The organism is Sulfurospirillum arcachonense DSM 9755 (genome assembly GCF_000597725.1).
Lineage (GTDB): Bacteria > Campylobacterota > Campylobacteria > Campylobacterales > Sulfurospirillaceae > Sulfurospirillum_A > Sulfurospirillum_A arcachonense.
Window position 1 is genome coordinate 24,835 of record NZ_JFBL01000015.1, and the last position, 26,041, is coordinate 50,875.

32 protein-coding genes are annotated in these 26,041 nt (G+C 30.5%); 17 read left to right on the forward strand and 15 right to left on the reverse strand.

Annotation, left to right across the window (positions count from 1 at the left end):
* Positions 1–5 precede the first annotated feature (5 nt).
* A complete protein-coding gene (locus tag K354_RS14265; RefSeq protein ID WP_024955583.1) occupies positions 6–2,168 on the forward strand; it encodes a bifunctional diguanylate cyclase/phosphodiesterase in 2,163 nt (720 codons plus the stop codon).
* Here K354_RS14265 and K354_RS0111155 read toward each other — a convergent pair.
* The 9 genes from K354_RS0111155 to rpiB all read right to left on the reverse strand — a co-directional run bounded on the left by K354_RS0111155 (position 2,165) and on the right by rpiB (position 10,366).
* Positions 2,165–3,214, reverse strand: a complete 1,050-nt coding sequence (locus K354_RS0111155) for an SO_0444 family Cu/Zn efflux transporter (protein WP_024955584.1) — start codon at positions 3,212–3,214, stop codon at positions 2,165–2,167. The two genes, K354_RS14265 and K354_RS0111155, sit on opposite strands and share 4 nt — an antisense overlap.
* A 61-nt stretch (positions 3,215–3,275) precedes the next feature.
* A complete protein-coding gene (locus K354_RS0111160; protein WP_024955585.1) occupies positions 3,276–4,610 on the reverse strand; it encodes an MATE family efflux transporter in 1,335 nt (444 codons plus the stop codon).
* Entirely contained in the window at positions 4,603–5,703 is a 1,101-nt protein-coding gene (gene ychF, locus K354_RS0111165) for a redox-regulated ATPase YchF (protein WP_024955586.1), read from the reverse strand. The genes K354_RS0111160 and ychF overlap by 8 nt, the downstream gene beginning before the upstream one ends.
* Positions 5,703–7,163, reverse strand: a complete 1,461-nt coding sequence (locus K354_RS0111170; RefSeq protein WP_024955587.1) for a leucyl aminopeptidase — start codon at positions 7,161–7,163, stop codon at positions 5,703–5,705. The genes ychF and K354_RS0111170 overlap by 1 nt, the downstream gene beginning before the upstream one ends.
* Positions 7,144–7,740, reverse strand: a complete 597-nt coding sequence (locus K354_RS0111175; RefSeq protein WP_024955588.1) for a DedA family protein — start codon at positions 7,738–7,740, stop codon at positions 7,144–7,146. The genes K354_RS0111170 and K354_RS0111175 overlap by 20 nt, the downstream gene beginning before the upstream one ends.
* 8 nt (positions 7,741–7,748) lie before the next feature.
* Positions 7,749–8,954, reverse strand: coding sequence for a tryptophan synthase subunit beta (gene trpB, locus K354_RS0111180; RefSeq protein WP_024955589.1), 1,206 nt, complete (start codon positions 8,952–8,954; stop codon positions 7,749–7,751).
* Complete coding sequence (locus K354_RS0111185; RefSeq protein ID WP_024955590.1) at positions 8,954–9,508, reverse strand: adenine phosphoribosyltransferase; 555 nt, start codon at positions 9,506–9,508, stop codon at positions 8,954–8,956. The genes trpB and K354_RS0111185 overlap by 1 nt, the downstream gene beginning before the upstream one ends.
* A 94-nt stretch (positions 9,509–9,602) precedes the next feature.
* Complete coding sequence (locus tag K354_RS0111190) at positions 9,603–9,935, reverse strand: hypothetical protein (protein ID WP_024955591.1); 333 nt, start codon at positions 9,933–9,935, stop codon at positions 9,603–9,605.
* Complete coding sequence (rpiB, locus tag K354_RS0111195; RefSeq protein WP_024955592.1) at positions 9,929–10,366, reverse strand: ribose 5-phosphate isomerase B; 438 nt, start codon at positions 10,364–10,366, stop codon at positions 9,929–9,931. The genes K354_RS0111190 and rpiB overlap by 7 nt, the downstream gene beginning before the upstream one ends.
* Positions 10,367–10,537: 171 nt before the next feature.
* Here rpiB and K354_RS0111200 point away from each other — a divergent pair, with 171 nt between their 5' ends.
* The gene (locus K354_RS0111200; RefSeq protein ID WP_051505439.1) at positions 10,538–11,329 is read left to right on the forward strand and encodes a DUF234 domain-containing protein; all 792 of its coding nucleotides are present in this window, start codon (positions 10,538–10,540) and stop codon (positions 11,327–11,329) included.
* Between the two features lie 38 nt (positions 11,330–11,367).
* Here K354_RS0111200 and K354_RS0111205 read toward each other — a convergent pair whose 3' ends face one another.
* The 4 genes from K354_RS0111205 to folD are packed head-to-tail and all read right to left on the reverse strand — an operon-like array spanning position 11,368 to position 14,699.
* A complete protein-coding gene (locus tag K354_RS0111205; protein WP_024955594.1) occupies positions 11,368–12,021 on the reverse strand; it encodes a site-2 protease family protein in 654 nt (217 codons plus the stop codon).
* 8 nt (positions 12,022–12,029) lie between these two features.
* Complete coding sequence (gene lepB, locus K354_RS14270; protein ID WP_156928231.1) at positions 12,030–13,019, reverse strand: signal peptidase I; 990 nt, start codon at positions 13,017–13,019, stop codon at positions 12,030–12,032.
* A complete protein-coding gene (gene lepB / locus K354_RS0111215; protein ID WP_037940706.1) occupies positions 13,009–13,848 on the reverse strand; it encodes a signal peptidase I in 840 nt (279 codons plus the stop codon). The genes lepB (K354_RS14270) and lepB (K354_RS0111215) overlap by 11 nt, the downstream gene beginning before the upstream one ends.
* Positions 13,848–14,699 (reverse strand): bifunctional methylenetetrahydrofolate dehydrogenase/methenyltetrahydrofolate cyclohydrolase FolD, encoded by an 852-nt coding sequence (gene folD, locus K354_RS0111220; protein WP_024955596.1) that lies wholly within the window; start codon positions 14,697–14,699, stop codon positions 13,848–13,850. Before folD ends, lepB (K354_RS0111215) begins: the two co-directional genes overlap by 1 nt.
* An 80-nt stretch (positions 14,700–14,779) precedes the next feature.
* Here folD and K354_RS0111225 point away from each other — a divergent pair, with 80 nt between their 5' ends.
* Genes K354_RS0111225 through K354_RS14275 form a run of 4 tightly spaced genes read left to right on the forward strand, consistent with a single transcriptional unit; the run spans position 14,780 to position 17,248 of the window.
* Positions 14,780–15,094, forward strand: a complete 315-nt coding sequence (locus K354_RS0111225; RefSeq protein WP_425426686.1) for a c-type cytochrome — start codon at positions 14,780–14,782, stop codon at positions 15,092–15,094.
* Positions 15,095–15,121: 27 nt separating this feature from the next.
* Positions 15,122–16,408 carry a glutamate-1-semialdehyde 2,1-aminomutase gene (gene hemL, locus K354_RS0111230; RefSeq protein ID WP_024955598.1) on the forward strand — a complete coding sequence of 429 codons (1,287 nt, stop codon included), beginning with the start codon at positions 15,122–15,124 and terminating at the stop codon, positions 16,406–16,408.
* 32 nt (positions 16,409–16,440) lie between these two features.
* A complete protein-coding gene (locus K354_RS0111235) occupies positions 16,441–16,737 on the forward strand; it encodes an AtpZ/AtpI family protein (RefSeq protein WP_024955599.1) in 297 nt (98 codons plus the stop codon).
* Positions 16,721–17,248, forward strand: coding sequence for a hypothetical protein (locus K354_RS14275; protein WP_051505435.1), 528 nt, complete (start codon positions 16,721–16,723; stop codon positions 17,246–17,248). The genes K354_RS0111235 and K354_RS14275 overlap by 17 nt, the downstream gene beginning before the upstream one ends.
* A gap of 11 nt (positions 17,249–17,259) precedes the next feature.
* Here K354_RS14275 and K354_RS0111245 read toward each other — a convergent pair whose 3' ends face one another.
* Positions 17,260–17,946 carry a hypothetical protein gene (locus K354_RS0111245; RefSeq protein WP_024955601.1) on the reverse strand — a complete coding sequence of 229 codons (687 nt, stop codon included), beginning with the start codon at positions 17,944–17,946 and terminating at the stop codon, positions 17,260–17,262.
* 86 nt (positions 17,947–18,032) lie between these two features.
* Complete coding sequence (gene rpoD / locus K354_RS0111250; protein WP_024955602.1) at positions 18,033–19,859, reverse strand: RNA polymerase sigma factor RpoD; 1,827 nt, start codon at positions 19,857–19,859, stop codon at positions 18,033–18,035.
* A 149-nt stretch (positions 19,860–20,008) separates the two neighbouring features.
* On the opposite strand from rpoD, the gene K354_RS0111255 reads away from it, so the two are divergent.
* From K354_RS0111255 to K354_RS0111305, 11 genes are all read left to right on the forward strand, one after another.
* Positions 20,009–20,839 (forward strand): flagellar hook-basal body protein, encoded by an 831-nt coding sequence (locus K354_RS0111255; RefSeq protein ID WP_024955603.1) that lies wholly within the window; start codon positions 20,009–20,011, stop codon positions 20,837–20,839.
* A 9-nt stretch (positions 20,840–20,848) separates the two neighbouring features.
* Complete coding sequence (gene flgG, locus K354_RS0111260) at positions 20,849–21,637, forward strand: flagellar basal-body rod protein FlgG (protein WP_024955604.1); 789 nt, start codon at positions 20,849–20,851, stop codon at positions 21,635–21,637.
* A gap of 8 nt (positions 21,638–21,645) precedes the next feature.
* A complete protein-coding gene (locus tag K354_RS15030) occupies positions 21,646–21,810 on the forward strand; it encodes a hypothetical protein (RefSeq protein WP_156928232.1) in 165 nt (54 codons plus the stop codon).
* Positions 21,811–22,485 carry an AzlC family ABC transporter permease gene (locus K354_RS0111270; protein ID WP_024955605.1) on the forward strand — a complete coding sequence of 225 codons (675 nt, stop codon included), beginning with the start codon at positions 21,811–21,813 and terminating at the stop codon, positions 22,483–22,485.
* Entirely contained in the window at positions 22,475–22,801 is a 327-nt protein-coding gene (locus tag K354_RS0111275; protein ID WP_037940709.1) for a branched-chain amino acid transporter permease, read from the forward strand. The genes K354_RS0111270 and K354_RS0111275 overlap by 11 nt, the downstream gene beginning before the upstream one ends.
* Before the next feature lie 45 nt (positions 22,802–22,846).
* Entirely contained in the window at positions 22,847–23,644 is a 798-nt protein-coding gene (locus K354_RS14790) for an HD-GYP domain-containing protein (RefSeq protein ID WP_024955607.1), read from the forward strand.
* A gap of 49 nt (positions 23,645–23,693) precedes the next feature.
* Positions 23,694–24,218 (forward strand): PaaI family thioesterase, encoded by a 525-nt coding sequence (locus K354_RS0111285; protein ID WP_024955608.1) that lies wholly within the window; start codon positions 23,694–23,696, stop codon positions 24,216–24,218.
* Complete coding sequence (locus K354_RS0111290; RefSeq protein WP_024955609.1) at positions 24,208–24,669, forward strand: YehS family protein; 462 nt, start codon at positions 24,208–24,210, stop codon at positions 24,667–24,669. Before K354_RS0111285 ends, K354_RS0111290 begins: the two co-directional genes overlap by 11 nt.
* A 72-nt stretch (positions 24,670–24,741) precedes the next feature.
* Positions 24,742–25,374 (forward strand): LysE family translocator, encoded by a 633-nt coding sequence (locus K354_RS0111295; protein WP_024955610.1) that lies wholly within the window; start codon positions 24,742–24,744, stop codon positions 25,372–25,374.
* Positions 25,371–25,730: a methionine-R-sulfoxide reductase gene (locus tag K354_RS0111300; protein WP_024955611.1), complete on the forward strand. Its 360-nt coding sequence runs from the start codon at positions 25,371–25,373 to the stop codon at positions 25,728–25,730. The genes K354_RS0111295 and K354_RS0111300 overlap by 4 nt, the downstream gene beginning before the upstream one ends.
* A 10-nt stretch (positions 25,731–25,740) precedes the next feature.
* Positions 25,741–26,010 (forward strand): hypothetical protein, encoded by a 270-nt coding sequence (locus tag K354_RS0111305; RefSeq protein WP_024955612.1) that lies wholly within the window; start codon positions 25,741–25,743, stop codon positions 26,008–26,010.
* Positions 26,011–26,041: the final 31 nt, after the last annotated feature.

The window sequence follows — 26,041 nt, forward strand, 5'->3', positions numbered from 1 at the left end:
ATACAATGAATTTTAAATTCAAAGATATTTTTAAACTAGATTATTCTTATAGTCAAATGCAGCTTATGGCCAATTCATTCAATATTGGTGTAATCCTTATAAACTTGGTTTCACCACTATTTATTATAACTATTTTACAAGATACAATAGTTCATAATCACTATCTATTTATATGGCTTACTTTACAAATAAGTACAGTTTTAATAAGAGTTTATAGTGGTAAAAAATTAAATTATTATATTGTTAATTTTACTCTTAGTAAAATAAAACTCTATTTTAAATTATATCTTTTTGTCATTATTTTGAGTGGTTCTTTATGGGGATTCATACTAACTTTTGCTATTTTTAACTCATCAGAAACTGTAGTATTTTTTATGATTACTCTTTTATTTGCTCTTTCTTCTGGTTCTATTTTAACATTGGGTACGGTTTTTATAGCAATATTTTTTTACAACTTAACTATGATTTTCCCTACTATGATTGCTTTTTTTTACATAAGTACTGATGCTCTGTATGTCATTGAAGGAGTATTGTTATGTACTTTTATGTTTGTTACATTAAAAACATCTTATAACAAACAACAAATTATGTATGAAAATGAAAAAAATCTTTCTTTAATTAAACAGTATGAAAATATCACAAATCAATCAGCAATCATTTCTAAAACCGATATCAATGGAATCATTACGCATACAAATGAAAATTTTTGTAAAATCTCCGGTTATACCAACAAAGAGTTAATAGGGCAAAGTCATAATATTATCAGGCATCCAGATATGCCTGCAGTTGCATTTAAAGACATGTGGGAAACAGTAAAAGATAAGAAAAAAACTTGGCAAGGGATTGTTAAAAATAAAGCCAAAAATGGTGATTCATACTATGTGAGTACTACGGTTAGCCCTATATTAGATACTCAAAATAATATAAAAGAGTTTATAGCACTACGCCATGATATAAGTTCAATCATGAGTGATAAAAATCAACTTTTTGATTATCTTGAGACAAATAAGCTTTCTGTTTTGATAATGATTCAAATTGAAGATTATAATACCTTAGAAAAATTTTATGATAAAGCAAGTGTTGAAAAGATAGAAAAAGCGTTTGGAGATGCTCTTTTACATCTTTTACCAAATAAATGTAACTTTCAAAGAGTGTATCATCTTGGTCAGGGGTTATATGCCTTTGCAAAAGATAGAAGGACTTGTCAGCATACTAGTGCTGAGATACGAAAAATGTTACAAGAGTTTTTGAATAATGTTAAAAATTATGTAGTGAAACTGGGAAAAATAGAGTATGACATATCGGCAATTTGTAGTTATACTTATGGTGTGATTCAAACATATGAAGATGCAAAAATTGGTATTGAAAAAGCTATAGAAAATAAACAAGATATTATTTATGCTGATGGACTTTCTGGCATAGAGTATTCTATTGCTCTACAAAATATAGAAACCTTACATACTCTTAAAGTTGCACTTGATGATAAAAAAGTTATCTCTTATTTCCAGCCAATTATTAACAATAAAACAAAAAAAGTTGATAAGTACGAATCTCTTGTAAGGCTCATAACTCATGATGGCAAAGTCGTCTCTCCTGATAAATTTTTAGAAGTTGCTAAAAAAGGGAGATATTATGATCAAGTTACAAGGATAGTACTTCAAAACTCTTTTATTAGACTTAAAGATACTACTAAAGAAATTTCTATCAATATTTCTACACTAGATATCGAGTCAAAAGATATGCAAATAGTTATATTTAAACTTTTAGATGAATACAAAGAAGATTCTGAAAGAATAGTTTTTGAACTTTTAGAGAGTGAAGATGTAAGAGATTTTAATATAGTTAAGAAATTTATTAAAAAAGTAAAAGAGTATGGTGTGAAAATTGCAATTGATGACTTTGGTACAGGATATTCAAACTTTGAGAGACTTTTACAATATGAACCAGACTTACTAAAAATAGATGGAAGTTTAATTAAAAACATCAAAGACAATAAACTAAGCAAAAATATTGTTGAGACAATAGTTCTTTTTGCACAAAAACAGAAAATTAAAACCGTTGCAGAATTTGTAGAAACAGAAGAAATTTATAATATTATTAATGAGATGGGCATAGACTATTCACAAGGGTATGCTTTTGGTAAACCTGAAAAGCTGTTGCAGGATTAACTACAACAGCTTTTTGTCTTTTTATGAGGTTTTATATATTTGTACATTAAACCTAACATAATAACAGAGAAAATAGCCTCTAAAAGACTAGCATCTTCTTCTGCACTTACACTATTTATGGTTGAACTTAAAAAGTTTAAAAATACTGTATCCATGATATACGCAAAAAATGTAGTTCCAAGAATAACAGAACTAATATAAATGACAGTAGATTTTTTCCCAAGTATTTTTTGTATAACAGAAATAGTTACTAGGTTTGTAGCTGGACCAGCTGTGAGAAAAACAAACGCTGCTCCAGGAGAAAAACCAGTGAGTATTAAAGTAATCCCTATAGGAATAGATGTAATAGCACAAACATAAAGAGGCATAGCAATCAGAAGTACAAATATATAACTCAAAAATAAGTTATCTGATAAAAGTGAGGTCATATCAGTTGGGATAAAAGTACTTAAAAGTGAACCTAGAATAATTCCTATAAGTAAAGATTTTGCAATACCACTAAAAAGTTGATTAAAAGCATAATCAAAAACTCTATCAAGAAAAGGAGCTTTTTCTTTTACATGTAAAGAAATTATAGGTTCTTTTACAGTTGGTTTATTCGTTGTCCAAAGATTGTTTTTTATCTGCTTTTGTTCTTTAATAAAAATCATAGATAAAAATCCAGCTATGATTGCAATAACAATAGATGTTATAACTCTGTACATAGTAAAAAATAAGCCAAAGGCCCCATAAGTTGCCATAATAGAATCAACACCCGTAATAGGAGTTGAAATTAAAAAAGTTTGTAAAGCACTCTTACTTGCGCCACTTTTTTGCAGTGATGAAACAAAAGGAATTACACTACATGAACAAAGAGGAAGAGGGGTTCCTAAAAGAGCAGCTTTAAAAATTGAGCTTGTTGAGTTTTCTCCAATATGCTTTTGTATAAAACTATCTGGGATTATCTGTTTTATAATCCCAGCAATTATAAGACCAAAAATAATATAAAATGAAATTAAACTTGTAAAATGCCAAAAATTGCTTAAAAATTCACTAACGAGTTCCACAGTGCACCTTTTTTTATAATGATTATCATTTTTAGTATACTTAAATAAGCTTATTTTATATTTAAATAGGATCTAATTCTTGTAGTTTTCGTTTTGCATACCAAAGAATAAAAAGAGCAGACGACCATACGGTTAATGCAAGTCCAAACCAATAATAACCTAAAGCTAACTTATAAAAGGAAAAAATACTAAATAAAATAGTAGGAATTATAAGTTGCCTAAAAAGACTAAGGTATATTATGAGTGAAGGTTTTTTTATGCCTTGAAGTAAAGAGACATTTATAAAAACTAAGACATATCCATAAAGAGAAATTCCAGCAGCTATAAGATAGCTCATTGCTGCATCTATTACTAAAGGATCTTTGCTAAAAAAGGAAATCATAAACTCACCAAAAGCAAAAATAAAAAACATTCCTATAATCCACAGCATTAAACCAACTTTTTGTGCATATTGCATGGTTTGCCTTATTCTATCAAATAAACCAGCTCCATTGTTTTGTGAAACAATAGCAAGAACAGCTACATTAATTCCTATACTAGGTAGGAGTACAATTTGTTCTATCCTAATAGCTATGCCATATCCAGCAATAGCATGCTGTCCAAAAGATGCTATGAAATAAGTAAGAATAAACGTACCAAATGCCATAAGAGACATATTCATAGTAGGAGGAAATCCTTGTTTAAAAAATGAAACAATGATATCGATATCAAATTTGAATTTAGGTAGGTCTTTGAGTAAGTAAGTTTTTTTGACATTGTATAATAGATAAGCCATACCAAAGCACTCTACAATAATCGTTGCATAAGCTATACCTTTTACACTAAGAGGTGCAATTCCCAAACCTCCTTTTACAAACCAAAAATCAAAGAGTATATTGAGTAAAAAACCAGAAATTAAAAAATTTCTAAAAACAATAGTATTACCTATAGAGTTTAGAATTGCATTAGAAAAAAATACTCCAACATAAAATATTGCTCCTAAAAGGATTATATTTACATAAGCAAGTGCCTCTTCTAGGTATTGACCATCTGCTTTTAAAAGTACAATTAGATGTGGAGCACTGATAAGTCCAATAATTGTTAAAATAATAGATAAAAACAGAGCTAAAATACCGGCATGAAAAATGATTTGTTTTGCATGGACAATATCTTTTTGACCAATAGCATTTCCTAAAAGAGCAGTCAAGCCTTGACTCATACCACCAGCAATTGCAATAACAATAAAAAAGATTGAAGAAGTTAAAGATAAAGAAGCAACAGCTTGTGTTGATATATCACCTGCAAAATAGGTATCTGTGACATTAAACATTGTATGAAAGAAGTACCCTATACTAGAAGGTATAGCGATACTTCTTAAGTGATTTTTTATACACCCTTGTGTTAAATCACTAGACATTGAACCTAAAATGCATTACATCGCCATCAGCAACAATATAATCTTTTCCTTCCAAACGCATTTTACCAGCTTCTTTAGAACCATTTTCGCCATTATTAGCGATAAAGTCTTCATAAGCGATTACTTCTGCACGAATAAACCCTTTTTCAAAGTCATTGTGAATTACAGAGGCTGATTTTGGAGCTTTCCAACCTTTTGTAATTGTCCATGCTCTTACTTCCATAACGCCAGCTGTAAAGTAGCTAATAAGATTGAGTTTTTCAAATGCAGTATGAATTATTTTGTTAAGTCCAGACTCTTCAATACCAAGATCTGCTAAAAATTCATTAGCTTCTTCTTCATCAAGTCCACATAACTCTTCTTCAATTTTTGCACAAAGTACAACCACATCTGCTCCTACTTCTTGTGCATGAGCTTTTACTTTAGCGACATATTCATTCTCTTCTAAAAGTGAGTCTTCATCTACATTCGCACCATAAATAATTGTTTTATTAGATAAAAATCTTAGTTCTTTATCTAACTCTTCAAACATTGGGTCATCTTTTTTAGCAAAAGTACTTACAGGTTTGATTTCATCAAGATGAGCTTTAAGCTCAAGTGCAAATTCATGAGTAGCACGAACTGTTTTGTCAGCTTTTGAAGTACGGTGAAGTTTATCAACTTTTTTATCAAGTTGCTGAATATCAGCAAATATAAGTTCACTCTCAATAATCTCTATATCTCTAATAGGATCAATTGCACCTTCAACATGAGTAATGTTTTCATCATCAAAACATCTTACCATATGTAAGATTACTTCAACTTCACGAATATTTGATAAAAACTTATTACCAAGTCCTTCACCAGCACTTGCTCCTTTAACTAATCCAGCAATATCTACAAAATCAACTGTTGAGTATTGAATACGCTCAGGATTAACGATCTTTGCAAGCTCACCTAATCTGCTATCAGGGACAGGAACTATTGCTTTATTGGGTTCAATCGTACAAAACGGATAGTTTGCACTCTCTGCATTTTGCGCTTTTGTTAAAGCATTAAAAGTTGTTGATTTTCCAATATTTGGAAGTCCTACGATACCTACACCTAATCCCATTATTTGTCCTCTTCTTTACTTTTTTCTATCATCCAATACAGATTCATTCTAACACCAGCTCCACTTGCTCCACATTGGTTATATCCCCAATCTTTTTCAACATAAGCAGGACCTGCAATATCAAGGTGAAGCCATTTATCTTTATATTCATCTTCTACAAAGTTATCTAAAAACATTCCAGCTGTAATTGCTCCACCATAACGAGATGAGCTTATATTACTTACATCAGCGATTGAGCTTTTGAGTAATTTTTTTAAGTAACGGTTAAATGGTAAAGTACCTGTTAATTCACCACTTTTGTTTGCACTTTTCATTAACGAGTGTTTTAACTCACTTGAATGTCCCATGACACCAGTTGTATAATCACCAAGTGCAACTACACAAGCACCAGTAAGGGTCGCCATATCTATGAGATAGTCAGGTTTTTGCTCACAAGCATAAGCAAGACAATCAGCTAAAACCAATCTTCCTTCAGCATCTGTATTTCTTACTTCTATTGTAGTTCCATTTTTTGCAGTTAATACATCATCAGGTTTATAAGCTTCAGGACCAATAGCATTTTCAGTAGCACCCACGATAGCATGAATTTCATAAGGAAGTTCAAGCTCGGCTGCTCCTTTTAATATACCTAGAACTGCTGCACCACCACCCATATCTGATTTCATACTTACCATATAATCACCTGGTTTTAATGAAAGTCCACCAGTATCATATGTTAAACCTTTTCCTACATATACGAATTTTTCTTTTGCATTTGATGGTTTATAAACAACATGAAGAAGACGAGGAGGGATATGACTTGCTCTATTGACTGCTAAAAATGCTCCCATACCTTGTTCTTCTAAAAATTCTTTTCCATAAGCTTTACATGTAACATTTGGAATTGACTCTAAACTCTTAGCAATCTCTTCTAATTTTAATGAATGCATTTCATATGGTATTTCATTTACTAAGTTTTTTGAAAAGTTTGTTGCTTCTGCAATAGTAGTTCCCACTTTTATAGCTTTTTGTGCACTTTGCATAGAAACATCAGGTCTACTATAATCATCTGTACAAATAGTGATAGTCTCAATATTAAGAGGTTTTTTCTTACTTTTATAATTTTGATAAGAATAAGAACCAAGGATAAAAGCTTCACTCATTGCTTTTATATTTACCCCAGGACAATCATCTGAATAAGTACCGATTTTTATACTTTTGGCAGTTGTGCTTTTGATAACATTGATAGCTTTTGAAGCACCCAATCTAATCTCATCAGCATCCAGTGAATCAATACCAACATAAACAGTTTTTTTATCTGCAAGTAAACAAGCTTCTTCGCCTTCACCTTTAAAACCTAAAAACTCTAAAGTCTCTTTATCTTCTACAGATTTATGGTCTAAATCTTTATTTACTACAAATACAATTTTTATATCAGCAGCAACTTCACTAATTTTTTTGTTACTTATTTCTATTTTCATGTGTTCTCTTTTTTAAAATATTTTTTTCTATCGTGTGAAATGTATACCAAATACTACCAGCAAAAATAATTGCTACAGGAATGGCATAATACCAATGCTCATGAGCATAATCTAAAACTTCTAAAATCTTCTCTCCCAAAATATAGGCAGGTGTAATAGTAATAGCAGCCCAAACCCAGGCACTTAGCAAGTTGATAAATGCAAATTTTTTTGCTGAATATCTAGTAACCCCAATAGATATTGGAATAATAGTTCGTAATCCATACATATAACGTTGAAAAAATATAATGGGCCAGCCATGATTTTTTAAAAGTATATGTGCAACTGCAAACTTTCTTCTTTGTTTTCTCATTTTTTTATGAATAGATTTTTTATTAAATCTTCCAATATAAAAATAGATTTGATCTCCTGCAAAACCACCAAGTCCTGCAACAAAAATTGCTATTGGGAGGGACATATCACCTGTATGAGAGAGGAGACCTCCCATAATAAGACCCATTTCTCCTTCAAGTATACTCCATATAAAAAGTATTATATAGCCGTGTTCTTTGATAAGTTCTATGAATAAATCAGTCATCTCAATACTTAATCAAAGGAGAGTAAATCTTTTGCTTGGATCATGTCTTTATCGCCACGACCAGAAAGATTTACAATAATAAGAGAGTTTTTGATTTTCTCTTTTGGTATTTTTTTAAGATAAGCAACAGCATGAGCACTTTCAAAAGCAGGAATTAATCCTTCTGTTTGACTCAACCAAACAAAAGCATCAAGTGCCTCTTGATCTGTTATATTCTCGTACTGTGCTTCTTTTAATTCTTTAAGATAAGCATGTTCTGGTCCAATTCCTGGATAGTCAAGTCCAGCACTTATGGAGTGGGCTTCGAGTATTTGTCCATCATCATCTTGTAAAAGATAACTCATTTGTCCATGTAAAACTCCAGGACTTCCTTTTTCTAAGCTAGCTCCATGTTTATCAGTTTCAACGCCAAGTCCACCAGCTTCTATACCAATACAAGTTACACCTTCATCTTCTAAAAAATGACTAAAAGCACCAATAGCATTACTTCCCCCACCAATACACGCAATAACATAATCAGGTAAGCGGTTTTCTTTTGCTAATATTTGAGCTTTTGCTTCGTATCCAATTATAGCTTGAAAGTCTCTTACCATCATAGGATATGGATGAGGACCAGCCACGGTTCCTATGATATAAAAAGTATCCCTTGCATTGGTTACCCAATAACGTATAGCTTCATTCATAGCATCTTTAAGTGTTCTACTGCCACTTTTTACACTGTGAACTTTAGCTCCTAAAAGTTTCATGCGAAAAACATTAAGCTCTTGTCTCTCAACATCTTTTTCGCCCATGAAAACTTCACATTCAAGTCCTAAAAGAGCAGCTATTGTAGCTGTGGCAACACCATGTTGACCAGCACCAGTTTCAGCAATGACTCTTTTTTTACCCATTTTTTTAGCAATAAGACCTTGAACAATAGTATTGTTAACTTTATGAGCTCCAGTATGGTTTAAATCTTCTCTTTTAAAATAAATCTTTGCCCCAAGTTCATCGGAAATATTTTTTGCATAATACAAAGCAGAAGGACGACCAACATAATCTTTTAAGTATGTGTCTACTTCACTCCAAAAATCTTCGTCAAAACGGATTGTTTTATAATATTCATCAAGTTCTAAAAGTACAGGCATTAATGTTTCGGGAACATATCTTCCTCCAAATTTACCAAAGTGCCCATTTGAATCAGGATCAAATTTTGAAGCTTTAGGAATGTACATTAGTCTAATTCCAATACTGAGTATACAGGTGTTGTTTTCTTAATTTCTTCATCACCTTGTAAAAATGTAAGATTTAAAAGAAAACAAGCTTCAACACATGTTGCTCCTGCTTTGTTTATTAAACTTACCGCAGCTGTTGCTGTCCCACCAGTAGCTATCAAGTCATCTATAAGTAAAACTTTTGGGTTTTCTTTTGTACATTTAAAAGCATCTATATGAATTTCTACTTCATCTACACCATATTCTAGTGAATATTTTTCACTAATAGTTGTGTAAGGAAGTTTTCCTGGTTTTCTAATGGGAACAAAACATCCTCCAATTTTTGCAGCAAGTGCAGCACCAAAAATAAAACCGCGACTTTCAATTCCTGCAATAAAATCTATATCTTCATTTTGGTATCTATCAGCTAAATGATCCATAAGAAAATTATATGCTTTTGCATCTCCAAGTAGTGTTGTAATGTCTTTAAATATAATTCCAGGTTTTGGAAAGTCTTTAATGTCTCTAATTGTTTTTAATAAATAATCTTTATCACTTTGATTTAATGTTTTCATTCACCTATCCTATTTAAAAAGTATATATTTCAAGTATAAAAAAAGAAGTAAAAATATGCCAAAGGCACTGTATGAGATAACTTCTACTCCCATCTTAGAGAAGTGCCTCAATTTTTCCTTGCAATTCTTTTATCTGTTGCCTTAGTTTGTCACTTTCCATTCTGTATTGAGAATTTCTTGTTCTAAGAGATTTTAAATCATTTTTAACTTTTGTTAATTCATCACTTAAAATGTCTATATTTCCAAGTGAGCGTTGGAGTTGTACTTGGTATTTTCTAATAACAACTTCTGCATCTCCGAGTGTTGATTTAACAATGACACTACCTAATTTTTCTTTTTTAAGAAGGGTTTTATAGTAAAACACCATGATAATTAGATAAACACAAAGTGAAGCAAGTGTAGTTGTTATCACCCATTCTATTAACATGGATTTACTTCTATTTTATTGACTCTTTGTGCATGTCTTCCACCTTCAAATACTCCGTTACACCAAGCATCGATAATGGATTCAGCGACCCCAAGCCCTACAATTCTTTCTCCGAAACAAAGAACATTTGCATCGTTATGCGCTCTTGCCATCTCAGCTGTATATGCATCATGACAAAGTGCCGCTCGAATTCCTACGTGTTTATTTGCTGCTAGACTCATGCCTATTCCAGAACCACAAATTAAAACTCCATGAGTATCTTTATTTTTTAAAACTTCTTCACACAGTTTATGTGCAAAGTCTGTGTAATCAACTCTTGAAATATCATTAGTTCCCAAATCGACTACTTCATTGCCTCTTTTTTCTAACATTTCAATAACATTAGGTTTAATGGCCACTCCAGCATGGTCTGATGCAATAAAAATTTTCACATAAATCCTTTTGGTTGTAATCTACGCGATTATACCATATGCTTTATAATGAACTCTTTACATGTAAGAATTTTTTGTTATAATTTCACCAAAGGATTCATTATTATTTTAAATAAATTAACATTACAAAAGCAATTTAGTGCTTTTTGTAAAAAAAATAACCCAAAAGATATGGAAATAGCAGTAGAATATTTTGCTGTTTTTGGTGGCCTTGATGTCAAGGTTGATACTACTAAACCATTAGTTGAATTGATAGAAAAACATATATTAAAAGAGTATAAACACCTACGAAATCTCGTCTCTGATATAACAACAGGAGACGCTCTTTTACACTCGATTTTAAGTGCTAGTGTCCTTGGAGATAGAAGAACTAACTCTTCTTTTAAAAGACTAAGAATCTCTTTTGATGATGGAATGGACTGTGTTGAAAAGTTTCGAGATCTAGGCACAATTAAACTTGAAAGAACAGTAGGAGATAGTTACGTATCAGATAAAATTTTATTAGCAACACCTTTTTTAAGGTTTTGGTTTGCTTTTATCTCACCTGTTTTTAAAGGTATTAGAGATGGGAACTTTGAGGAGTTTCATACAAATTATGAAAATAGAAAAGCACAGTTTGCAGATTTTGTTTTTGACCAACTCTCCCACGAATTTATAAAACAATCTTTCAGTGAAGATAAGATTTATAATATAGGAAGATATTGGGATGATGAGAGAGATATTGATTTAGTTGCTAAAACAAAATCTGGTAAAGTTATAGTAGGTTCGTGTAAATATACAAATTCTAAAATGAAAAAAAGTGAATTAACTAAGTTAAAAGAGAATTGTGAGAGTGGAGAAATAAAACCAGATATTTATGTGTTATTTGCAAAAAAAGGCTATTCAAGTGAGTTAAAATCACTGAAAAGTGATACTCTTTTACTTTTTACATGTAGAAATTTTAAGATATTAATTGAAGATTAAAAGAGTTTACATGTAGAAAACCTCTACATGTAAAGGTTTTATGGTCCTAAGAAAGAGATAATATATCTTATAGGAGCAAAAAAGTATTGAGATGCTGGTGTAGCTATGATAAGTATAAGAATTACCATACCATATCTCTCTATCATATTATAAAAATTTACAACTTTATCCCATCTCATCCATGCTGCAAAGTAAGCTACTGCATGTGAGCCATCAAGTGGAGGAATAGGCATAAGATTAAAAAATCCCAAAACTACATTATAAACTAAAGTCTGTAATATAAAATAGGCTATGAAATACTCAAAATATGAGCTAATAGTCCCTACATCCATATATTTTAGAACAATGGATGCAATCACGGCTAAAGTAAAGTTATAATAAATTCCTGCCAAAGCAACATTAATAGCACCTTTATAACCAGCATTTCTTATAACCTCTCTTATGTATATAGGAACTGGTTTTGCCCAACCAAACAAAAAAGGAGCCCCTGTGGCAAATAAAATACCAGGGATAATTATTGTCCCAACAGGGTCTACATGAACAAGAGGATTGATACTCAGTCTACCAGCATTTTTTGCTGTGTTATCACCATATTTATAGGCCATATAACCATGCATGATCTCATGACCTATAATAGCTACCATTAAGGCTAAAACAGTAGATACGATTTGGATGATTTCACTATTTTCCATTTATTTTCCTATAATAATTTGATACCAATTCTATTCCATTTAAATTCATAATTATATTCTGAAAAGTATATAGAATATGGTTTACCATAAATTAGCTCTTTAGGAACACTTCCCCAAAATCTACTATCATTTGAGTGGTCACGATTGTCACCGACCATATAAAATTCGCCTTCAGGGACTCTTTTATAAAATGCATTAAATGCAGCATTTAAATTTTTTGGTAGTTCAGCTACAACAGCAGGTTGCATTGCAAAGTCATTTGCTGAAAGGAACATTTTCATTTGAGCAAAAAGATTTACGTCTTCATCATACTGAATACCAGGAAATTTCTCTTTATATGGATTTAGTACCCAAGTTTTTCCAGCTATTACATGTAGCTTGTTTTGTGGGTAATTTTCTTTCATCCATGCTTCACCTTCGTGAAAACTAATATAAAGATGTTTATCTTGAAAAAGTACTTCATCACCTCCAACAGCAACACATCTTTTTACAAAAAGGACATCTGGATTTTTTGGATAATTAATTATAGCTATTTCCCCTCTATTAATAGCATTGTTGTTTTTAATTACTGTTATAGAATCACCAGTTATGATTGTACTGGACATTGACATTGATGGATTTGTTAAAATTTTTATTGGCATGAAATAAATAAAAAGACTAACTAATAAGCTTACTATTATTAAGTAAAAAAAGACACTAGTTAAAGCCTTATATTCTATTTCTACATGTGAGATATTTATTGTTTTTATAACATCATAAATAGAATAAATATAAAATGATAATATAATTAATATATTGATTATAAAAACATACTTGTTAAAGTATATTGTTGAAATAAAATAAAATAAATATACTATGAAAATTGGAATAAGTAATAGAAAGAGTGCTTTTTTGTAATTGTTGATATAAAAGTGACCAGAGCCAATTGCTATTATATTTAGTATAATAGCAATTATTTTATATCTCATAGGACTTTTCATATACTTATCATTTTCCATCTAAATAACGCTCGTCATATTCAAGATTACTTATAATACGTCCAATTCTGTTCCATCTTATTTTATACTCATCATCCCATGAAAAGTATATAAACCAAGGTTTACCAACTATGAGGCTATATGGAACACTTCCCCAAAATCTACTATCCTCTGAGTGGTCACGATTGTCACCGACCATATAAAATTCACCTTCAGGGACTCTTTTATAAAATGCATTAAATGCAGCATTTACATTTTTTGGTAGTTCATCTACAACAACAGGTTGCATTGCAAAGTCATTTGCAGCAAGATACATTTGCATTTGTTCAAAAAGATTTACATCTTCATCATATTGGATTCCTGGAAATTTCTCTTTATAAGGATTTAAAACCCAAGTTTTTCCTGCAAGTGTAAAAAGTTTTTCTTTTGGATAATTATCTCTCATCCATTTCTCACCCTCATGAAAATGAATGTAAAGGTGTTTTTCTTGGAAAAGAATTTCATCTCCTCCTACAGCAATACAACGTTTAACATAATGAATTTTTGGTGCTTTAGGGTATCTAAAAACTACAATATCACCACGTTGTGGTTTATCACCTTCAATCAAGTGACCATTGCCATTAAAATCAGGAAGTACAGGAATTTCTATCCATGGGATATGAGGAGTAGGTGTACCATAAGAGAATTTTTTTACAAATAAATAATCACCTATAAGTAGGGTTCTTTTCATACTTCCACTCGGAATTACAAATGCTTGTGCTACAAAAAATATCACTAGTAATACAATAACTATTGTACCAACCCAAGAATTTGAGAATTTAAATAGTTTTGATAAAAAAATTTTCAACATTATTTAGTCTCAAAGAAACGTTTTGCAGATGTAACGGTGTTTTGTAAAAGCATTGCTATTGTCATTGGTCCAACTCCACCAGGAACAGGTGTAATGTATGAGCATTTAGATGCAACACTATCAAAATCAACATCACCAGTAAGTTTGCCATTCTCAAGTCTATTGATACCCACATCAATAACTATTGCACCTTTTTTTACCATATCAGCTGTGACCATATTTGCTTTTCCAATACCTACAACTAATAAATCAGCTTGAAGAGTTTTTTCTTTAAGATTTTTTGTTTTAGAGTGACAAACTGTTATCGTTGCTCCTGCATTTAAAAGTAAGTTCATCATAGGTTTTCCAACGATATTACTTCTACCAATAACACAAGCATCCATGCCTGTTGGATTAATACCATACTCTTCAAGCATTTTCATAACACCAAGTGGAGTACAAGGTACAAAAGTTTCATTTCCAGTTACAAGTTTTCCAACATTGTATTCATGAAAACCATCTACATCTTTTTCAGGTACAATTGTTTCGAGAACTTTTGCACTATTTATGTGTTTTGGAAGAGGAAGTTGTACTAAAATACCGTGGATTTTATCATCTATATTTAGTTCTTTTATAGTATCTAAAAGTTCTTTTTCACTAATGTTTTCGTCCATTGTAATTTTTTTAGAATAAATTCCAGCTGCTTGGCATGATTTCTCTTTTGAGTTAACGTAAGTTTGACTAGCTGGATCTTCTCCTACTAAAATAACAGCAAGTCCAGGAATTAATCCTTTTTCTTTTAGTTTTTCATTTTCTATTTTAAGATTTTCTTTGATTTTGTTTGAAAGTGCTTTTCCATCTAAAATTTGCATGTTTTAGTACCCTTAAATAATATTTTGGATATTATATCTTTTTTGTAATAAAGCGAGGATAAATGAGGATTTTTGTTTGTGTGTTGTTCATACTTATATCTTTGAAAGCTGAAGATTTTATAACCAAAATGGAGTATGCAAAAATGTTGTATTCCAATCCACGAGGAATTGGTTGTATATCTTGTCATGGAAAAAAAGGTGAAGGCTCAGTTCTAGCAAAATATAAACATAAGGGCAAACAAAAAGAGTTAGTTGCACCTGCTATTAATTCTTTATCCAAAAGAAAATTTTTTGCAGCATTTAAAAAGTCAAATTCAGTAATGCCAAAATATTTTTTAACAAAAAAAGAGATAGAAGTTTTATACTTTTATGTTACAAGTGAAGTAAATAGATAAAAAATAAATATAGAATGAAGGAAAATAATGAATACACAAAAAAGTAAGCAAGCATTTGATTTAGCACAAAATGTAATTCCAGGTGGTGTTGATTCTCCAGTGAGAGCTTTTAAAAGTGTTGGAGGAACTCCTCTGTTTATTGAACGTGGAGAAGGAGCATATCTTGTAGACATAGATGGTAATCGCTATGTAGATTTTGTTCAAAGCTGGGGTCCACTTATCTTTGGACATTGTGATAAAACAATAGAAGATGCAGTGATAAAAGCAGTAAAAAATGGACTTAGTTTTGGAGCACCAACAGAAGTTGAAACAAAGCTTGCTAGTAGAATTTGTGATATGTTTGAAAGTATAGATAAGGTTCGTTTTGTAAATAGCGGAACGGAAGCTGTTATGAGTGCTATTAGATTGGCTCGTGGATATACAGGACGTAATGATATTTTGAAGTTTGAAGGATGTTATCATGGGCATAGTGATTCTCTTTTAGTTCAAGCTGGAAGTGGAGCATTGACATTTGGAACACCAAGTTCTCCAGGCGTTCCTGCTGATTTTACAAAACACACGCTTTTAGCAAAATATAATGATATACAGAGTGTAAAAAAATCTTTTGAAAATTCCAATGATATTGCTTGTATTATTATAGAACCAGTTGCTGGTAATATGGGATTTATTCCTGCTGATGAAGAATTTTTACAAGAGTTAAGAACTCTTTGTGATGAAAATGGAACTCTTTTAATTTTTGATGAAGTTATGAGTGGTTTTAGAGCTTCATTAAAAGGTGCTCAAGGAATTAGTAATGTAATACCTGATCTTGTAACTTTTGGTAAAGTTATTGGTGGTGGTATGCCTGTTGGTGCATTTGGTGGTAAATTAGATATTATGAATCAATTAAGTCCAGATGGTCCAGTATATCAAGCAGGAACTTTAAGTGGGAATCCAGTAGCTATGGAAGCAGGACTTGCTTCAGTGAGTAAAATTATAGAAAACAGAGATTTATATAGTAGTTTTGAAGCAAAAGCAAAACGTTTAGTGTCAGGTTTTAAAGAAGCTGCAAATGAAGCTGGTATATCTTTACAAGTGAATGTAAGAGGAAGTATGTTTGGCTTTTTCTTTAATGATAATGAAGTGAAAAATTTTGATGATGCACTAAAAAGTGATGGAGAAGCTTTTTCAAAATTCCATCAAGCTATGTTAAATGAAGGTTTTTATTTTGCTTGTAGCCAATTTGAAACAGGATTTATTTGTGCAGCTATTAGTGATGAGATTATTGATGATTGTATACAAGCTGCTAAAAAAATAATGAAAACTCTGAAATAGTTTTGTAAATATATTTAGAAAAAAGGAACAATATGTCGAAAGATGAAGAAAAACCAAGATTAGCAAAGCTTGTAGATGGTGCTGATAACTTATCATTAGGTGTTTCTATAGTAGTCGCTGTTCTTTTAGGTGTAGGTGCAGGATTATTGATGAAGGATATGTTTGGCCATGATTGGCTTTTATGGGTAGGTGTTTTCTGGGGAGTTAGTGCTGCAATTTTAAATGTGTATAAAGCGTATAAAAAACAAGTAGAATCATATGCTGAATTTAAAGATGATGTGAGATACAAAAAATACGAATACAAAGATGAAGATGAAGACGACGAATAAAATATCGTTTGTTTATATTGGGGCAAATATTTTTCTAATTTTTCTTTCACTATTTATGGGTGGCTTGTGGTTAATTAATACCCAAGTTGCCTTTATCTGTTCTATGCTTATTATTTTTGCTTCTTTTATTTCATATAAAGGTATGGTTGAAAAAAGACTTGAAAATGGTGAAATTACACAAGAGAGAGATTTGTTAGATAAAATTGATGATAAATATGAGCTTTTTGATGAAGATGAACAAGCTAATGAATCTCAAATGAGTAAAGAAGAGTTTGTTAAATTTTATAAGCAAGAAAGAAAGAAAAATGGGGGTTTAAAGCAGACTTTTTCAAATCTTTTTAAAAGTGGAAGAGGGGTATTTAATCCTTTTAGATTAGGATCATATGTTGTTCTTTGTATTGCAATGATGTTTTTAATAAGACAAGAACTTTTTTCTGCCTTACCTTTTTTAGTAGGTGTGGGAGCTGTTCCAATATCTAGTTTAGTTTTAGGATTTTTTGTAAGAGAGTAATTAGTACTCTCTTAGCAAGCAACCATAGCTGTACTTATTGTAGTGTTGTTTTCATGAAACCTCACTACAGTATTACTTTTTGAAGCTATCTCTTCAATATCTTTTTCAAAGGTACTATCTCTACTGTTAGTTAAAATTTTCACTGTAAATATTGGGTATTTTTTATTTTCAAATCGTATATATTCACCAGTAACTAATGAGAGTTTTGTTCTTATAGATGTAGCAGCTAAATGAGATTGGTAAATTTTATTTAATAGTTTTGTAAAATTGTTGATTTTAAGTCTTATATCTGGAAATGTAGGATCAAATTCTTTTGAAAAGTTAGATTTACTTCTTGTAGACGCAGCACTTATACATAAATCTAACAGAGCATATATATTGACACTATCTCCATACTCTTCTATATTCGTAAATTTTTTACTAGCAACTTTATAAAGTTTTATACCTATTTTTTTCTCATCAAGATAACCAACGGTAATGGCATAAAACTTATAAGAACCAAAAGATAAGTCTAAAGATGTAGTTTTAAAACCATAAGTATGACTAGCATAAGCTTGTGTAAGCTCAAATATTTCTTTATTTTCAACTTCTCCTAAAAGGTACTGTGCTTCTTGATTAAGAGAGCTAATTCTTCCTTCTTCATTAAAAACAATAAAAGGATTATAATCGTGCTCTATCCAGGCTTCATCAAATGTCATACTATTTTACTCTCCTTTCTAAGGAAATGTATTCCTTAGAAATATTCTTGTAAGAGTTTAATACTTGATATAAAGTGTTCATCCTACTAACTCTCTATATAGTTTTTCAATTTACGTCCAACTTTAGGGTGTTTTAATTTTTTAATTGCTGAGCTTTCTATCTGACGAACTCTTTCTCTTGTAACATTTAATTCTTTTCCAATTTCTTCGAGAGTTCTGTCACTTTCATCTAACATAAGTCCAAATCTCATACGAATAACAGCTTTTTCTCTATCATTTAGTTGGTCAAGTACATCATCAATTTGATCTTTTAAATCGTTTTTAAGCATAAAGTCCATTGGTGATACAGAGTTTTTATCTTCAACAAAATCACCAAATTTACCATCGTCTTCATTTCCTATAGGAGCTTCAAGACTGATTGGTTCTTTTGTAATTTTAATAACATTTTTAACTTTATCTACACTAAGTCCTACTTCTTCTGCAATTGTATCGATATCTGGTTCTTTGCCTTCTTCTTGAAGGTGTTTACGGATAATTTTATTAATTCTATTAATGGTCTCAATCATATGAATTGGTATACGGATTGTTCTTGCTTGATCAGCAATAGCACGGCTAATTGCTTGACGTATCCACCATGTTGCATAGGTTGAAAACTTATAACCTTTTTTGTATTCAAATTTATCAACAGCTTTCATAAGGCCAATATTTCCTTCTTGAATAAGGTCAAGAAAAGGAAGTCCTCTATTTGTGTAACGTTTAGCAATAGATACAACAAGACGCAAGTTTGATTTTGCCATACGAGTTTTTGACTCGTCTGCAATTTTTTTACCACGTTTAATTTGCTCTACAATCTCTTTTAACGTATCTGGGTCTAAATCAAAACTTTGTTTACTCGCTTCTTTTGTTTGAAATAATTTTTTAATTTCAACATAAGTTGAAACCATAGTAGCTTCAGGAACAAGTGCAGTAATTTCTTCTTTGTTTAAATCTATAATTTTTTCCAAAAGTTTTGCATGATTCTTTTTTAGTGTGTCATTAAAAAGAGGAAGTCTATACTCTAATCTTTTTAATTCTTTATCAAACTCATCATCACTTTTTAATGAAGTTTCCATTGATTTTACAAGTTCATTAATGAGTTTACTTGTAGGTCCTAATTCTAAAAGGTTTTCTTTTAAAAGTTTCTTTTTATACGCTACTGTAATATCATAAATTGTTTGCTCTTCTGTATTTGATTCATCTTCAGGAGTTTTAGCAATTGTTTTTAACCAATCTTTTTTTGCTTTTTCTAAAGCTTTAAAACTTGTTATAACTTTCTCTGTTCTTTTATTGTCTTTTTTACTTACTTTTTTGTCACCATCTTCACCACTGTCTTCACCACTGTCTTCATCATCTTCAAAATTTCTAAATAGCTCTTTTACACGACGTTCTCTATTTATCAATGCTTCTTTATAATCAATAATAAAATCAATGAGATAAGGTACTGAACAAAAAGCATCAATAATAATATCTTCGCCAAATTCTATTTTTTTACTAATATCAATTTCTTCTTCTTTTGTAAGTAAAGAGATAAGACCCATTTCTCTTAGGTACATTCTAACGGGGCTATCACTTCTTGACCATTCTAAAAGTTCTTTTTCATTTGCTAAATCAAACTCTTTTTCTAATGCTTCATCTTGCATTTTTTTAGCATCTTCTGCCCTTTTTTGAGCTTCTTCTAAGTTTCTTAGTTTTGCAATTTCCGCAGATGTGATAAGTGAAATTTTATACTTATCCATTAAAGTAATCATCTTTTTTATATTAGATGTTGTTGGTTGTTTTTCAAAAAGATCCATAACGACTTCATACGTTACATGGTTCTTTTCACTCTCTTTAAATAGCTCTTCTAAGTTTGCATAAAGCTCTTTTGTTGACATATAATTTGCTCCTAAATATGGTTGTGAAAAAGGTATATATTATACCCAAATTTATTTAAATACTTATTAAAATAAGAATAAAAATCGTCAAATATTTATTGGAACACAAGTTGCTTAGTTATTAAAATAAATAAACATATGGAAAATTAATGCAAAATGGATATTATTCAACAACAGGAGCTATGGTAACACAGTTTAACAGGCTCGATGTTATATCAAATAATTTGGCAAATGTTAATACGACTGCATTTAAGCGTGATGATGTTGTCATTGGTGATTTTAAAAGAATTTATCAAGAGTTTCAAGAAGAATTACCTATAAAAGATCATACAAAAGAAGCAGCAAAATACCTTAATGCTTCAATAGATAGAGTTCCTCAAGTAAGTGAACAGTATGTGGAGTATAATCAAGGTGGACTTAAATCTACAGGAAATCCATTGGATCTTGCTTTAAAAAGAGAAGATGTTTTTTTTATGGTTGATACGCCTAATGGTTTAGCATTGACACAAAATGGTTCATTTGTTTTAAATAATGAAGGAGTTTTGACAACTAAAGAAGGTTATCCTGTAATTCCTGCAACTTATTTTCAAAATCAACAGTATATTACAGTAAATCAAAATAATAGTTTTACAGTTGATAAAACAGGAAATATATATAGTTCGAATGTAGAAGAAGGTTTAGCAGCAGGAGAAAATCCTGTTGGAAGATTATTTATTGCACAAAGTGATGATATAAAATCATTAACAAAAGAGGGAACAAATCTTTTTAAGTTTAAAAATGTGGAAGATTTAAGAGACTTGCAAGACGCGGATGTTGTTGCACAAGGTTTTTTAGAAACAAGTAATGTAAATCCAGTTAAAGAAATGGTAGGGCTTATCGAAGCTCATAGAATGGTAGAAATGTATCAAAAAGTGATGACTTCACATATGAATGATTTGAATAATGATGCAATTAATAAATTAGCAATGACAAGAGCATAGGAGAAATAAATGTTAAGATCACTTTACTCAGCGGCAACAGGAATGATTGCACAACAAACACAAATAGATGTAACTTCAAATAATATTGCAAATGTTAATACAATTGGTTATAAAAAGCAAAGAGCAGAATTTGCGGACCTTATGTATCAAACAATGGAGTATGCAGGGACTTCAACAAGCTCGACTACAGTGTCTCCAACTGGTATTGAAGTGGGTCTTGGTGTTCGTCCTACTGCTGTTGCAAAACAGTTTTCACAAGGTAATTTTAAAGAAACAAATGGTGATTTAGATATGGCAATTACAGGAAAAGGTTTTTTTCAAATTCAATTACCTGATGGAACTACTGCATATACAAGAAATGGTTCTTTTAAAGTTGATGGAGAAGGAAGCGTTGTAAACTCAGATGGATATAAATTGATTCCTGAAATTACTGTGCCAGAGGATGCTACACAAATTTCAATAGGAACAGATGGAACAGTATCTGTTCTTCAAGCTGGTCAAACAGAGATGACCGATATAGGACAGATTGAGTTAGCAAATTTTGTAAACCCAGCAGGTCTTCACTCTTTAGGAGATAATAATTATTTAAATACATCAGCTTCAGGAAATGTTATTACAGGAACTCCTGGTCTTGATGGACTTGGTCAAACTAGACAAAAATTTGTTGAGATGAGTAATGTTCAATTGGTTGAAGAGATGACAGATTTGATTACAGGACAACGTGCTTATGAGGCAAATTCAAAAACTATTACTACTAGTGATGAAATGCTTCAAACAGTAAATGGACTCAAAAGATAAGTAATATAATGCTTATCTTAATACCGTTTATTATCATAGTTTTTATTATTTTTGCAATTGATCAAATCTATTTTACTGATGTAAAACCAGTAGATAATAAAAAAGTAATTGTAAAAGATTTAAATAAAACACAAATGAAAAAAAACTATATTGATAAGTATTTGAAAAAATAGATGCAGTTTTTTACTTTATTTAAAATGACCATTCCAGTTTTGATGGGATATATCCCTCTAGGAATGGCATTTGGACTTTTACTATCTCAACTACTCATTCCTTGGTACTATGCTTTTTTTATGTCTCTTTTTATTTTTGCAGGTGCTGGTCAATTTTTGGCACTTGGACTTTTTGCTTCACAAGCAACTATACTTGAAATTGGTGTAGCAACTTTTCTTTTAAATCTAAGACATACTTTTTATGGACTCTCTATGGTAAGTACTTTTAAAAACTTTTCTTGGAAGAAACATTATATGATTTTTGGTTTAACTGATGAAACTTTTGCTTTATTAAAAACAAATGATATAGCTGATGAGCATAAAGAAAACGCATATTTTATAATTACAGCACTTAATCAGTCTTATTGGATTTTAGGAAGTGTAATAGGGGCTGTTTTGGGAAATATAGTTCCTTTTGATTATAGAGGCATAGAGTTCTCTTTGACAGCTCTTTTTGTAGTTTTATCGATTGATTTGTATAACAAAAGTAAATTACATAAGCCATTTTTGATTTCACTGATTATTGGACTTGTAGGCATGTTAAGTTTTCCTAGTAGTAAAATGCTTATTTTATCACTTAGTATTGCCGCGATTATTCTTATACTTTTTAAAAAGGTTCTTGAAGATGGAAACTAGTTATCTTATAGGCGCTATATCTTTAGCTGCTTTTGTTACATATGTAACTAGAATTATTCCATTTTTATTTTTTAGGAAAAAAGAACCATCTGCAATTATAAAGTATATAGAGTGGAACATGCCTGTTATGATTATGGTTATATTAGTTTTTTATGCACTTAAAGATGTACAATGGGAAGTTTATCCTTACGGAATTGCTGAGATTGTTGGCGTATTGATTGCAACATTTGTACATGTAAAGTTTAAAAATGCACTTTTAAGTATATTTTTGGCTACCTTCACATACATGATATTAATACAAAAAGTGTTAGTTTGATTTATAAAATATGATATAATAAAATAAAACTTGAAAGTATTAACAGTGGAAGATCAAGATAGTTTTGAAGAAGATATAAATCGACTTGAAAAAAAAGATTATGACAGTGTTGTTGCTACGGTTTTAAACATAGAAAATATTCTAAAAGAACAGACTGATACACAAAATAAATTAGAAACCATATATCATTTAGGTATAGATTTACTTTGTGTCTGTTTTAAGCATATTCATATAAAAAAGTTACCAACTCAAGCAATAAAAGTTTTTTCTACGCAATTTACAAAACTTATAGAAAATAATAATTTTACTCTTTCAAATTTTCGTACGTTAGTTCCAAATGTTTATCATATCTCTCATCATTCGCTTAATGTAGGTATTTTTTCATGCTTAATTGGTAGTAAATTAAATATTTATGGAAAAGAATTAAGTAACCTTTTTTTGGCTGGATTACTTCATGATATTGGGCAGTATAAAATAGATGAATCAATTATAAATAAAAAAGGTAAACTTACTCAAGCAGAAATAACAATATTACAAAATCATCCTTATGAAAGTGTTCAGCATTTAATAAAAAATGCAATAAATGACCAAGATATACTCAGCTCGATTAGATACCATCATGAAAGATTAGATGGAAGTGGATATCCTCAAGGTCTTAAACAGTATAGTATTTCAGTAGGGGGACAGATACTCGCAATATCAGATGTTTTTGATGCTTTAATTACGAAAAAAAGCTATAGAAATGAATATAGCACTTTTAAGGCACTTATGATGATCAAAAAAAACATGGGAAAACAGTTTAATTTAAAATATGTAGATATTCTTATAAAATTATTGAAATAAAATATATCCTTATCATTAGTATGCTAAACTTACGAAAAAAAGGGATAATTTGAAATTCAGTATTACAAATAAACAAAATATTTCAAAAAATTGCCTAGTATGTGGTGTAGAAAATGACTTTGGTTTAAAGACTAAATTTTACGAAACAAAAAGTGGTGAAGTTATAGGTATATTTACACCTCATGACAAACTTCAAAGCTATCCAAATGTTTTGCATGGAGGCATTAGTGCAACTATACTAGATGAAACTATAGGTCGTGCTATAATGGCAAAGTATGGACAAAATAGTTTTGGTGTTACAATGGAACTGAATATAAGATATAAAAAACCAGTACCGTTAAATGAAGAGTTAAAAGTGATTGGTCGTATGATTAATGACAAGGGTAGAGTATTTGAAGGAACAGGTGAGCTTATACTTCCTAACGGTGAAGTAGCAGTTGTTGCAACTGGAAAGTACATGAAAAGAGAGTTAGAAAAAATCGTTAAAAATGATTTTTTAGCTGATGAGTGGTTTGCCTCCGATGGTAAAGATTTAGAAACAATAACATTAGGAAAAGAAAAAAATGACAAATAATTATATTTTAACAAGCATTATGCAATCTCTTAAACTTAGCAAAGTAGATGTACTAAAATCATATAAATTAGTAGATAAAAAGATAGTTCAAGAAGATGTAGATGATATACTCAGAGAAGCAAGTGATGAAAAGTTTATACTTTTAAGTGATGAGGGATTTGAGCTTTTTTTAAATGGTTTTATAGCATATAAAAGAGGCCCAAGCGATAAAAAAGCTGGAAAAAAACAGAAAATATATTTTTCAAATAATATTATTTTAAAAAAACTAAAGATAGCATTAGATTTAAAAGATGAAGATTTAATCCAAATATTTGCAAATGATGGATTAGAGATTACAAAATCACAGCTTTCTGCTTATTTTAGAAGAGATGGACATGTAAATTATAGAAAATGTAGTGACACTTTACTTAAAAGATTTATAAAAGGTTGTGAAAAATATAAAGCTAAGTAATTAAATATTTTTTTAAATATGATGTAATTACTCTTAGAGTAGAATAGAAAGACTTACAAAAAAGGAGTTATTTTGGAATTACATTCTTGGTATTTATATACAACAGTTGCTTTTTTAACTATTATTTCTCCAGGTCCTGCTGTGCTTTTAGCGATAACCAATGGCTTGCAACATAACTTAAGAAGTGTAGTTTTTTCCTCCATAGGCAATATCTTAGGGCTTTTTTGCCTTTCAAGTGTTTCTATGTTAGGACTCGGAGCGATACTTCATACTTCAGCAACTATTTTTTTTATAATGAAATTAATAGGGGCTAGTTACCTTATCTATCTTGGTATTAAACAATTTAGAAATGTTTCAAATATATTTGAAGTCAGTGCAAATCAAATAAAAAGAGAAAAAGATGGTTTTAAGATATTTAAAAGAGGATTTTTGATTTGTGTTACAAATCCTAAGCCGATTATCTTTTTTACTGCGATTTTTCCTTTGTTTATGAATGCAAATGCAGCAATATTTCCTCAATTTCTTATTATGACATTTACATTTATGTTTATATCATTTAGTACTTTATTTACTTATGCTTATTTTGCAAGATATTTTAAATTTTGGTTTTCTAATAATTTTAGAGTAAATTTGTTTAACCGTATTAGTGGAGCGATATTTGTTTTATTAGGTTTTGGATTACTTAAAATGGATAATAGAACATGAAATACAATGAGCTGAGTGAACAAGAAGAATATGTTATAAAACATAAGGGAACAGAAGCACCTTATAGTGGAATATATAATGATTTTGATGAAGAAGGAATCTTTACATGTAAACAGTGTAATACACCACTTTATAGTTCTGCGGATAAGTTTAGCTCAGGTTGTGGGTGGCCAAGTTTTGATGATACAATAAGCTCTAATGTTCTAAGAACTCCCGATGCAGATGGAAGACGGGTAGAGATTACATGTAAAGCTTGTGGGGCTCATTTAGGACATGTTTTTGAAGGAGAGCATATGACTCCTAAAAATACCAGACATTGTGTCAATTCACTAAGCTTAAATTTTAAAAAAATATAAAAGGAAAAATATGAAACTTTTTTTATCTATTATGTTACTGTCAACGACTTTTTTAGTAGCAGCAAACAATACATTGAAAATTAAAAAAGAATTTATACATGATAATACACAACCTTCACTTCTTGGTGTTGATTATGCATTCTTTGTGCAAGGTCAAAACTGGGTTAAAGGTCTTAATGGAATGAAAGATTTTTCAAAGTGTAAACTCTCAGAGATAAATGAGATTAAACAAGAAGATGGTAGATATAAAGCCAATCTTACTGTTGAGTGTATGTATTAGAAGTAAATTATCATATTTTGCAGGTGGTTGC